Genomic DNA, 11,929 nt, shown 5'->3' with positions numbered 1-11,929 from the left:
TTATCTACGCAAGTTCGGGATAATTTAGCATGGAAAAACTCCAGTTGTCTCTCATTCTCCACATGCACGGGCAGCGCCTCCGGCTTATTGTCGAAGAAACAATATACCGTAAATGCCGCATAGGGGTTTATGATGAAATTGTGTATGGACCGGTATTTTGAGTATACTAGGTCTGCCTTGTTCTTGAGCAGTTCATGGATGTACTCAATGATATACCTTTTCCTGAGCATGATTTTGTCCCACATGGGCATGAGGCAATTCTTCATCCTTGCCTTCAGTCTGTGAACAAGATGGATGCCCTGTCCAGACAGGCTCCCAAAAAGTTCCTGCCTGATGTGTCCCCTGTCGGCGAATACCTTTCCATATAGCACCTTTGCAAACACGTTCCATACGCGCTCATCCCAGTCGTCCACGTTCGCTCCTGTAAGACAGAATGTTATCACCTCTCCGGAGTCGTTGCAGAGCAGGTGCAGCTTGAATCCGTGAGACCATCCCATGGTGCCCTTGCCGCTTTTGGCAAGACCAGAGAAAACCTTGTTGAAATGTCGTCTGACGTTGTGGCATACGGGAATCATGGTGCTGTCGACGCAGGTTGTTCCCGTACACCTTCCGAAGGCATGGAGCTTCATGAAGAGCATCATCCTGATGAACACGCGCGCTATGAGTTCCATAAATCGGTTGTAGGAGACGTCATCGGGAAACTCCAGCTTCAGCAGACCACGGACTTTGTCTTTGGTAATCATCGTGTATTCGTTTTGTAACTTGTTGATTTTCACCTATAAAGATACAAAATAATAACGAGATTACCAAGTTTTACAGGAACTTTCTTATCCCGAACTCGCGTAAATCTTAAAACCCAATGCGATACAAGACCAAACATGCACTATTAGAAGCTATACTGGAATCCTATTGAGGCAAACTCCTTGAACTGCCAATAGCCATGATGCGCGTCTCTCGTGCCTCCGTCATCAAATCGGGGATATATAAACAGCTGTGCCCCAATATATCGGTTGAAAGCCAGAGTGAACGTGTTTTCCCATTCCAATTCTGCCCTTTCGTATGCAGTATATCCATACAAGCGCGTCTTCCACTTGAGAGCATCCATCAGTTTCCACTCAAGGTCTATCGTAAACTCCGAACCAAAATCGTGCCGGAAATGTCTTCCCTCATCTATTCCCAAACGTCCAGCCAAATCAGGAAGACGGGTATATTTCATATTATAAGCCAAGGGGGCAAGGTGAAAGTTTCCTTTCAACTTGTGATTCATCCAGTCTACGGAGTAGTCCATACCAACTGAAAGATTCAAGTTCAGCGGCGCGAGGAAGTCAGCGTACAGCTTTGGGTCGTTGGAACGGTAAGAATGGGTAAACTGCGAATACCCTACCAGCTGGAAAGTATAATACCAACGCTTGCTCGCCTGTAGTCCGAACTTCGACGTAAGGCGAAACAGGTCTTCCGTTGCCTTATAGCTGTGCAGCGAGTCCGACTTGCTGCTCTGTATGCCAAACTTCATCTCCAACCGGTTCTCCCACTTCACTTTCTGCTTGTTATTGTAGTTCGCCTCCATCAGCACTGCCGCAATGGTTGAGTAATTACCCTCGCCTCCCTTATACCAGTTTCCTGAAACATAGCTTTGCAAGAGTTGCAGGCTATACTCTCCACTATACGACCAAAAGTTCGGCCTCCTGACAAGCACCTCTACCGGCACACTCTCCGTCTCAACGGCAGACGGAACCGTCTTGTCTACAATATCCACTTCGTGCAGTACCGGCTTCTCTATATCCACCGAAGACAACCGCAACTTGCGCAGGACTTCGCCCGTAGTCTCCACCCAATAGGGATGATTCCGATAGATATCCAGCAGTTCCTTGTCGCCATCGCCTGCATCAAGACTGAAAGCCCTATGCACAACATCACGATAGAAAGCGACGGGCAGAAACAGACGGGCAACACCTTCCACCGTATGGCAAGGTCCGTCTCCTACCGGACGCTCCATGATACGTTCCCGCATATTCTGAAGGGAATCCATGTATTCTTCTACCAGCCAGTCATCCTCCGCGTGCATGGCAACACCAAGACGCAGACCACTATTCTCCTGTGCCCTCACCACAAGACTAAGCATTGCGGCAAGCAGCACAAGACACCATTTGTTGTTTATCTTATCCATAATACGAACGCAAACTTACATAAAAATATTGATTTTCATATCTCTTGAATAGGAAAAAATCAATTCACAGGCAAATCAGCCCACGGATTCAACCCGGTATTGCCGAATGAAATTATTTTCCATCACGCCTCCATCTACTTATTATTGGAACATCAGAATCATTCAATATGAATATACCATCAGTGCAATAACAAGACCCAATCATGCGCATTGATATTGAGAGGAACTTAAAGAAGAACACATTGAAAATGGAAAAATAATTACATCAGACTTTCAACATGAAGCTCAGGAAAAGATAAAACAAAGATTTTAACAAGACAATGTATATTACTGACCATCAGAATATTAACAAGCAAGACACACATATACGCCTTTAACTTGGCCAAAGTGCCACTTTCGCATGATGAAAACGGCTTCCTCGCAATGCCAGAAAGCCACTTTCAGATAACGGGAAAGCCATTCCGGGGAAATGGGCATAATGAACAGCATGAAAAAACACGACAAAACAGCCAACACAACTATATATTTTCCACCTTTCCTGCATGAGAAATCGCGAATAAATTATTATCTTTGCAAATGGAAAGAACTAAAAGCAATTATACAATATGAAGCGAATCATATCATTTGCAGCCTGCCTGCTCCTGACCCTATCAGCATGGGCGCAAGCCGATGTTGTTTCCATGAAGGATGCCATAGCCATATTCCAAAAGAAAACACTCTATACAGGCAAACAAATTTTAGAGAAACAGGGCTATACATACAAAGGCTTGTCAACAGACAATTACGGCAAAGACCATAACTGGGTAAAGAATATGGATCTTACAAAAGACTTTCTCCCAACCTCATTCAAGAAAGGAAACTCCAGTATGGTACTACTTTCCGAAGGCGGCAACACGCTCTATGTATATGTCTTCAACCGTGCAGCTTATGCAGGGCTTCAATCACAGGTAAGAAACATGGGATACGACATGGGGAATGTTGTAAAGTCAACTTCAAAAACCCTTATATGCACAAAGGACGCATGCCGACCATCACATTCTTGGAGCTTCAAGACCCACTGCCCTATTGTGTTCAGATTACCGAATGACAAGAACAGATAAATCTCCTAAAGTTGCCAAATACCCAATAACAAACTTATAAAATAGCACAGATAGTATATCCTTGCCCACAAAACAGCATCATAATGTTGCTGTTTTTTTACAATTTAACGATAAAACTTATTCCTTTTATAAAATCTTTCTATACCTTTGCAACTACGAAAACAACAAATTGGAATATTTACAAAAAGAACAGGATAAACAAAAAACAATTAATTAACCCATTATCATTTATGAAAGAAAGCTACCACGCTCGAAGTTTGGGTTCCCGACTTGGGCAGCGGAGAACACGGATTCCCCTTGCTGACTGGTGCAGGCCGACTCGTCATTAAGGACGTGGCCATCCTTGCAGGTGCAGTTGTGGTATTGTCCGACTGTGCGGAACGCATACTCAAAAACAGAAAGCGATAGAAGACACCCGTTCGGCATACATTCTGGCAAAATTATTGGCCGATATATTATAGCCGATGCCATTATCTCCGCCAAATGGGGATAATGGCATCGGTGCATTGTGGGCATATCTGCCAGAAATGAACCTACTTCCTATAAAAACCACAAAAGGCAATATACCCCATCAATCTAAGATTTGAGAATATTGCAGCACGGGCTTTTTCCTTGTCAGGAAAGAATCTTGTATTTGGCAAACTTCAACAGCAATTGCTTTGTGCCTGCATTTCGGAAAGCTACCGTGGCCTTGGCGTTTTCTCCAGCCCCTTCCAAACGTTCTACCGTACCGATACCGAAACGCTGATGTTCTATGGTTGCCCCTTCGTAAAGTCCATTAAAAGAGGCAGCAGAAGATGACGAAGAAGCGGACGCGGTAGCCATGGTTCGTCCTCCATTGGCAATGGCCGACGAAATGCGCCTAAAGTTTCCTCCCTCGCTCAACAGTCGTTGCTTGGTACGTTCCGACAATGGATTCACCGCCTGTTCGGGACGCTTGCGTTCTGTGAGCTTGGGCTGTGGATCAGCACGGAACTGACTGGCAACAGGATTTGAGTTTTGCCAACGGCTTCCCGTCTTGCGATACTCCTGTCCCCAAGGACGACTGCCGGTATAAGCCTTGTCAGGCTCGTACTCCCGGAAGTTGTCTCCATCGTCCCAAGGCATACGACCGTGGGGAGTGGAAGACGAAAACGAAGCTGCCTCGTCGTCGGTATGGAGAAACCGAGGGTCTATATCGTTGAGGAAACGGCTCGGATTGTCGAACTGCATCGTTCCATAGCGGAATCGGTTTTTAGCATTGGTAAGAATACAATGACGCTCGGCACGGGTAATGGCCACATAGAGCAGACGACGCTCTTCTTCCAGTTCGCGCTTGGAAGTGGCAGACATCGGACTGGGAAAAATATTCTCTTCCAGCCCAACGACGAAGACCGTAGGGAACTCCAGTCCCTTTGCGGCATGGATGGTCATCAGCGTTACCTTGGGCGTATTGTCGTCTTTCTTGTCCAAATCGGAGTAGAGCGCAACCTCTTGCAGATAGTCAGTCAGGTAGGTTTCCTCTTCCCTACCCTCTTCCCTGTTGCCTTCAACAAAAGCCTGAAGGGCAGACAGAAACTCGTCAAGATTCTCCTGCCGGGACAGGTCGTCAGGGTCAGAGCCCGAAAAGATGTCGGCAGAAATGCCACTGCTCTTTATGATGTCCTTTCCCAACTCGTAGGCATCCATCTTGGGCAACCGTCGTATATATCCAGTTATCAGTTCCCGGAAGCCCTGCAACTTGGCAAGTGTACCTTTGTTTACCTCCAACCCATAACGCTCCGGCTCCTGCAAGACCTCCCACAAGCTGACGCTGTTGCTTTCTGCACACTCTATGAGTTTCTGAACTGTCGCGTTTCCAATGCCACGGGCAGGGTAATTTATAATTCTGCGGAACGCTTCCTCGTCGTCAGGATTGGCTACGAGCCGGAAATAAGCGATAATATCCTTGATTTCCTTACGCTGATAGAACGACAGACCGCCGTATATCTTATAGGGAATGGCATTTTTACGCATCTCGTCCTCGAAAGAACGGCTCTGCGCATTGGTACGGTAGAGGATGGCAAAGTCGTCGTATCCACAGCCGTCTAGCCGCTTGATGCGCTGAATTTCCTTTACCACGACCATCGCCTCTTCCTTGTCGCTGTAGCAGGGCTTGTAAAGCAGGCGGTCGCCTTCGTCCTCCTTGGAATATACCTCTTTGGGTATCTGACGCTCGTTGTGCTTCATCAGCGAATTGGCTGCCTGCACTATAAGTCTCGTAGAACGGTAATTGCGCTCCAGCTTGAAGAGTCGGGCCTCCTCAAACTTGTTCTTGAAGTCAAGAATATTGTCTATGTTGGCTCCACGGAAAGAATAAATGCTCTGATAGTCGTCGCCAACCACGCAGACGCAGCGGTGCACCTCGGCCAACAGACGGACAATGGCCACCTGCGCAAAGTTGGTGTCCTGATACTCGTCTACAAGAATGTAGCGGAAGTTCCGTGCATAGCGGGCACGCACATCGGGATGGTCACGCAAGAGGATAAAGGTATAAAGCAAGAGGTCGTCGAAGTCCATCGCATTGGCTTGACGGCAACGCGCCTGATAGGCCTGATAGATTTGAGCTACCGACGGCATCCGTGCATTGCGGTCGCGCTCCAGTGCCGCGCGGTCGCCGGCATACTCTTCGGCATTGATGAGATGGTTTTTTGCCATGGAGATATGGCCGTGTACCACTGCCGGCTTATATGTTTTCTCGTCGAGTCCCAGTCCCTTGATGATGCTTTTCAGCAGCGAACGCGAATCTGACTCATCGTAAATGGTGAAGTTGCTGCCGAAACCGACATGCCCGGCTTCCCTCCTCAAGATACGGGAAAAGACGGAGTGGAACGTTCCCATAAAAAGCCTGTTCGCACGATTCCGGCCGACAAGTTGTCCGATACGCTCCTTCATCTCCCGGGCGGCCTTGTTGGTAAAGGTAAGGGCAAGGATATTCCACGGCTCCATCCCACCAGCCAAAAGGTAGGCAATCTTGTAGGTGAGCACACGTGTCTTACCAGAGCCTGCGCCGGCTATGACGAGCGAAGGCCCCTCGCAATACTCGACGGCAGCACGCTGGCTTTCGTTGAGGGCAGAGAGCAGGGTTTCTTGTTGTGGGATAGTTTCCATTGCGTTATACGATGAGTTGTTGATGGATTACAGTGAACGGTGAAGAGATGACATGGAAGAGAAAAACTCGGACTTTTATACGCCCTTGTCTGACAAAAGACATTATCAGTCCTTAGTGTTCTTCCGGAAATAAGGGAATATAGGTCATCTGCCGCTCAATCTGCCGCAGACGTTTCCGCATGTAAGGACCGGGATTCTTTGATGAGAAGCGGCGGGGATTGGGAAGCGTTGCAGCTATCAAGGCGCAGTCGGCACGCGAAAGGTTCTTGGCATCCAGACCGAAATTTTCCTCGGCACAGGCTTGTACACCGTAGATTCCGTCGCCCATCTCTATGGAGTTGAGATAGACCTCCATGATGCGCTGCTTGCTCCACATCGCTTCTATCAGAAAGGTAAAATAAGCCTCCAATCCCTTGCGAACCCACGACCGTCCTTGCCAGAGAAACACATTCTTGGCAGTTTGCTGTGAGATGGTAGAGCCGCCACGAAGTTTCTTTCCTCCTCGAGGTGCTCCTTGGCTGCCTGTTCTATAGCCTCATAGTCGAATCCGTGATGCTTTAGGAAACGTTGGTCCTCGCTTGCTATCACGGCTACGGGCATCGACTTTGGCATCTCGTCCAAGGAAATCCAGTCGTGATAGAGCTTCACCTCCTCTCCCTGCCTATCTGCTCAAAGCACCGGGAAATCATCAACGGAGTAAAATATACGGGAATAAAGCGGTAGACCACTACCGCAAGGATGGACGCAGCAAAGAGAAGTGCCGACGTCCAACGTATTATTCGGGAAATCTTCTTCATCATAATGGCTGCAAAGTTACGAAAAAGTTAATAGAATGGCATTTCATCAGAACGTAAACTTTAATAAAACGTGAGTTCATAATAAGACGTAGAGTTTACTTTCCAAAATGAAGTGCAAAAATATGACGTCATATTCTCGCAAATATGACGTCATATTTTTTGGAACATGACGTCATATTTTTCCATATTTGTCCGTGAGAGCCTAAAGATATGCCAGCCGGCAAGGAAAAGCCCCTCACCCTGACAGACGGCAAAGCATCAAAAAAAAAGGAGCAAAACCAAAAACCAGACAAACTATGGCAAACACGCAGAGCCAACCGCCCCAAAGCGGATAAGGCATAAAAATAGAGTATCATTTGCACGGGTGCGAGATTTTTGCTACTTTTGCACAACTTATCGAAATAAACAACACATTATATTATAATGAAGATTTCATATAAATGGCTTAAAGAATACGTCGACTTCGACCTTACTCCGGAGCAAGTCTCCGTTGCCCTGACCTCTACGGGTCTTGAGGTGGGCGGACTCGAAGAGGTGGAAACGATACGTGGCGGACTGAAAGGTCTCTATGTGGGCAAGGTGCTCACATGCGAGACACATCCAAACTCTGACCATCTTCACGTAACGACGGTAGACCTCGGCAAGGAAGAACCGCAGCAGATAGTCTGCGGTGCGCCCAATGTTGCAGCCGGACAAAAAGTTATTGTGGCCGACCTCGGATGCGTGCTCTACGATGGCGACAAGGAGTTTACCATCAAGCGGAGCAAGCTGCGTGGCGTCGAGAGTCTCGGAATGATTTGTGCAGAGGACGAGATTGGCGTAGGCAACAGCCATGACGGCATCATCGTCTTGCCGGAAGACGCCAAGACAGGCATGCCGGCTGCTGAATACTACCATTTGGAAAGCGATTGGGTAATTGACATAGACATTACCGCCAACCGTGCCGATGCGCTGAGTCATTACGGTGTGGCACGCGACCTTTATGCGTGGTTACGCCAAAATGGGCATGAGACCCGGCTGCATCGCCCCGGCTGCGAAGCTTTCGCGGCAGACAATCACGACCTCCCCATAGACGTTACTATAGAGAATACGGACGCCTGTCGTCGCTATGCCTGCCTGAGCATCACGGATTGCGAGGTAAAGGAAAGCCCGCAGTGGCTGAAGGACAAGCTGAATGTCATCGGCCTGCGTCCCATTAATAACATCGTAGACATCACCAACTACATCATGATGTCATACGGACAGCCAATGCACTGCTTCGATGCCGATATGGTAACCGGGCGGCATATCATTGTCAAAGACAAGAACGAAGGCAAAAAATTCGTTACTCTTGATGGCGAAGAACATACACTCGGCGAACATGACCTTGCCATCTGCAACGCAAAGGAACCTATGTGCATCGCCGGAGTTTTCGGCGGCAAGGGAAGCGGTACATACGAGACGACACGCAACGTGGTGCTCGAAAGTGCCTATTTCCACCCGACTTGGATTCGCAAGAGTGCCCGTCGCCACGGCCTGTCCACCGATGCCAGCTTCCGCTTTGAGAGAGGCATTGACCCGAACGGAACCATATACGCCCTTAAGCAGGCAGCCATTCTCTGCAAGGAACTGGCAGGCGGCAAGGTTAGCATGGAAATCCGAGACGAGTATCCTACGAAGATGGAGGACTTCCCTGTCCGTCTTAATTATGAGTATTGCGACCGCCTCATCGGCAAGAAACTCGGCAAGAACGCAATAAAGAGCATCGTCAGCAGCTTGGAAATGCAAATATTAGAAGAAGACCAAGAGGGGCTGAACCTGCTCGTTCCTGCTTATCGTGTAGACGTACAGCGTCCATGCGATGTCGTTGAGGATATACTCCGTATTTACGGATATAACAACGTAGAGATTCCTGCAGAGCTGAAGTCGTCACTAACCATTGCCGGGGAAGCAGATAAGAATCACCATCACGAGAACAATATCAGCGAGCAGTTGGTGGGCGAGGGATTCCACGAGATTCTCAACAACTCGCTCACACAGACTTCCTACTATGAGAAGACGGAGATGAACGCCTATCCATGGGAAAAGACCGTAAAGGTGATGAATCCGCTATCTTCAGATTTAGGCGTGATGCGTCAAACCCTGCTTTTCGGTGGTTTGGAAAGTATTCGTCGCAATATCAATCGTAAGGCGCAGAACCTAAAGTTCTTTGAGGTGGGCAACGTTTATTCCTACGACCAAGGTAAATGGTCGGAAGAGAGTCCGGTCAAAGCCTATGTTCAAGACTATCATCTCGCTCTGTGGGTAACGGGAAAGAGAGTACAGGGTTCATGGCTGCACGCAGAAGAAGAAACAACCTTCTACGAGCTGAAAGCATACGTTGAGAATATCCTCCGCCGTCTGGGCATTGCGCAGGGCACGCTGGTCAGCGAGACATCCGGCAACAACATCTTCAGCAAAGGCCTGTCTTTGAAGAACAGGGCAGGAAAGACGCTTGCAGAAATGGGCATCTTAAGCCAGCAGATATTGAAACGCTTTGATATTAGTCAGAAAGTTTATTATGCCGAGTTGGACTGGGCTGGGCTGATGAAAGCCATCAGGAAAAATAAACTCCAGTTCCATGAAATTTCCAAGTTCCCCTCGGTAAGTCGTGATTTGGCCCTATTGATTGACAAGAACATTGAGTTCTATCAGATAGAAGAGATAGCCCGCCAAAGTGAAAAGAAACTATTAAAGCAGGTAGAGCTGTTCGACGTCTATGAAGGTAAAAACCTCCCGGAAGGCAAGAAGAGCTATGCCGTCAACTTCATCTTGCAGGATGAAACCAAGACGCTGAACGACAAGGCTATTGATGCCATTATGCAGAAATTAATTAAAAATTTAACTAATAAACTCGGAGCAGAGCTCCGATAAATAAAATCCAATGGGAAGAGCATTTGAATATCGTAAAGCTACAAAGCTCAAGAGATGGGGGCACATGGCCCGTACATTCACAAAGTTAGGTAAGGAAATCGCTATCGCCGTAAAAGCTGGCGGCCCTGAACCTGAGACTAATCCTCGCCTGCGCGCCATTATTGCGACTTGCAAGCGTGAGAATATGCCAAAGGACAACATTCAACGTGCTATCAAAAACGCTTTGGGCAAGGATACAAGCGACTACAAGGAAGTTCCATACGAAGGCTACGGCCCTCACGGAATTGCCATCTTCGTAGATACTTTGACAGATAACACCACCCGTACGTTGGTGATGTCCGTTCAGTGTTCAATAAGTTTAATGGCAATCTCGGCACACAAGGTTCTTTGAGTTTCCTTTTTGACCATAAGGCCGTCTTTACTTTCAAAAAGAAAGAAGGACTGGATATGGAAGAACTCATACTTGACCTGATAGACTATGGTGTGGACGACGAGTTTGACGTGGATAATGAAGAAGGAGAAATCACCATCTATGGCGAACCGACCAGTTTCGGTGAAATTCAGAAGCACTTGGAAGATAATGGCTTTGAGATTACATCGGCAGAGTTTACCCGTATTCCAAATGACTTGAAGGATGTAACGCCTGAAGAGCGCGAGGTCATTGACAAGATGGTAGAGAAACTCGAAGACTTCGACGATGTTCAGAATGTCTATACTAATATGAAGCCTGCGGAGGAATAAGGGTGTCAGGAGACAGGTGTCAAACATGGAGTACAGGCTATTCTTTTTATATAGTATTCTCTACAAGATATCCTTTAATACCTGTTTCCCAAACTCTCCATTCAATACCACTTATAGGTTTCCATCTGTTTGGCGTGAAAGATTTGTTTAATTCCACAAGGATTGACCAACTTACATGGCCTCTCCCACGGAAAGAAATAAAACAAATTTATTCAAACCAAACAGATGTTATTATATATTATTGTTGAATAGATGCTTAGCACTGCTCTATAAGGGGGGCTTAACACCCACCTTTGCAGGTATAACACTATTGAATGTAGGTGTATGTACACCTGCAAATGCACCCAAATCAAGAGTCTAAAGAAATAAGTAGGCGAGTATGAGCGACAAGTAAACCTTTCCCCCTCGCCCACTTGCCTCCTTGCTTATCCTTCCCGGACCCGCGTAATAGTTATCTTACATCAAACTCACGTAATAAGAATTGTTAAGACCGAACACGCACACAGACATCTCCTTTCCACTCTTGCCCGGCAGAATGGCAGAAAGCTCCATAAAGCGGACTTCGCCCCCAGCTCAACAACAAAGAATACAATTGTTGTTGATCATCTAACCATCCAACTATTTCGTCTCTATCACTATAGATGGTAATCCTATGCTCATGTTGTGCATCAGCTTTGGCATATCCAACAAATAATCCTTCATCCTTCTCATCCATTTCTACCACATAGTCCATTGAAAAACGCAGGTAGCCCGGACGACAAATCAACTCGCCATCAATGTAATTCTCCCTTATGGAATCAAGCTTTGGCAAACGATTATCCTTTAACGGATGGGGAACAGCAGGGAGAACACGCAGGTTTTGTGTACGCCTTGCAATGATAACAATCGTCAAGGCTACTATAAAAATAGCCAAGGAAACAAGTATATAAGTTAATGGCATTGTATGCATATTATCTATTCAACATCTACAAAGATACTCAAACGCTCTTAAATTTCCTATAATATTAAGGTGGAAAAATACATTTTATACTATAAATTTACTATCTTTGCCCATAAATAAGCCTCCAAGGGTTTATCTGCTAAATAGTTTCTTTTATGCGAGC

At 46.8% G+C, this 11,929-nt stretch carries 5 protein-coding genes and 4 pseudogenes; 4 read left to right on the top strand and 5 right to left on the bottom strand.

Annotation, left to right across the window (positions count from 1 at the left end):
* Positions 1–704, bottom strand: a pseudogene (locus tag JCM15908_RS12940) (IS982 family transposase); the annotation flags it as partial.
* Positions 705–886: 182 nt separating this feature from the next.
* Positions 887–2,167 (bottom strand): DUF3078 domain-containing protein, encoded by a 1,281-nt coding sequence (locus JCM15908_RS07090; protein WP_051530774.1) that lies wholly within the window; start codon positions 2,165–2,167, stop codon positions 887–889.
* Positions 2,168–2,772: 605 nt separating this feature from the next.
* Here JCM15908_RS07090 and JCM15908_RS12935 point away from each other — a divergent pair.
* Both JCM15908_RS12935 and JCM15908_RS14385 read left to right on the top strand, forming a co-directional pair.
* Positions 2,773–3,267: a hypothetical protein gene (locus JCM15908_RS12935; RefSeq protein WP_234396406.1), complete on the top strand. Its 495-nt coding sequence runs from the start codon at positions 2,773–2,775 to the stop codon at positions 3,265–3,267.
* Positions 3,268–3,510: 243 nt separating this feature from the next.
* Positions 3,511–3,675: pseudogene (locus tag JCM15908_RS14385) on the top strand (DUF417 family protein); the annotation flags it as partial.
* Between the two features lie 207 nt (positions 3,676–3,882).
* Here JCM15908_RS14385 and JCM15908_RS07080 read toward each other — a convergent pair.
* Positions 3,883–6,396: an ATP-dependent helicase gene (locus JCM15908_RS07080; RefSeq protein ID WP_025002809.1), complete on the bottom strand. Its 2,514-nt coding sequence runs from the start codon at positions 6,394–6,396 to the stop codon at positions 3,883–3,885.
* A 112-nt stretch (positions 6,397–6,508) separates the two neighbouring features.
* A pseudogene (mtgA, locus tag JCM15908_RS12930) lies at positions 6,509–7,196 on the bottom strand (monofunctional biosynthetic peptidoglycan transglycosylase).
* A gap of 420 nt (positions 7,197–7,616) precedes the next feature.
* Here mtgA and pheT point away from each other — a divergent pair.
* Both pheT and JCM15908_RS12925 read left to right on the top strand, forming a co-directional pair.
* Positions 7,617–10,085 (top strand): phenylalanine--tRNA ligase subunit beta, encoded by a 2,469-nt coding sequence (gene pheT, locus JCM15908_RS07065; protein ID WP_025002808.1) that lies wholly within the window; start codon positions 7,617–7,619, stop codon positions 10,083–10,085.
* 10 nt (positions 10,086–10,095) lie between these two features.
* A pseudogene (locus tag JCM15908_RS12925) lies at positions 10,096–10,826 on the top strand (YebC/PmpR family DNA-binding transcriptional regulator).
* Positions 10,827–11,310: 484 nt separating this feature from the next.
* On the opposite strand, the gene JCM15908_RS07055 reads toward JCM15908_RS12925, so the two are convergent.
* Positions 11,311–11,775, bottom strand: a complete 465-nt coding sequence (locus JCM15908_RS07055) for a hypothetical protein (RefSeq protein WP_234396405.1) — start codon at positions 11,773–11,775, stop codon at positions 11,311–11,313.
* Between the last annotated feature and the right edge of the window lie 154 nt (positions 11,776–11,929).

The sequence above is a fragment of the Prevotella dentasini JCM 15908 genome (assembly GCF_000614065.1).
GTDB classification, from domain to species: domain Bacteria; phylum Bacteroidota; class Bacteroidia; order Bacteroidales; family Bacteroidaceae; genus Prevotella; species Prevotella dentasini.
Note: the sequence above shows the minus strand (reverse complement) of the source record. Positions and strands in the feature narration are given on the sequence as shown.

What these genes read in the sequence shown, in the direction of transcription:
- JCM15908_RS07090 (WP_051530774.1), bottom strand. Translation starts at nt 2,167, where the DNA reads ATGGATAAGATAAACAACAAATGGTGTCTTGTGCTGCTTGCCGCAATG.
- JCM15908_RS12935 (WP_234396406.1), top strand. Translation starts at nt 2,773, where the DNA reads ATGAAGCGAATCATATCATTTGCAGCCTGCCTGCTCCTGACCCTATCA.
- JCM15908_RS07080 (WP_025002809.1), bottom strand. Translation starts at nt 6,396, where the DNA reads ATGGAAACTATCCCACAACAAGAAACCCTGCTCTCTGCCCTCAACGAA.
- pheT (WP_025002808.1), top strand. Translation starts at nt 7,617, where the DNA reads ATGAAGATTTCATATAAATGGCTTAAAGAATACGTCGACTTCGACCTT.
- JCM15908_RS07055 (WP_234396405.1), bottom strand. Translation starts at nt 11,775, where the DNA reads ATGCATACAATGCCATTAACTTATATACTTGTTTCCTTGGCTATTTTT.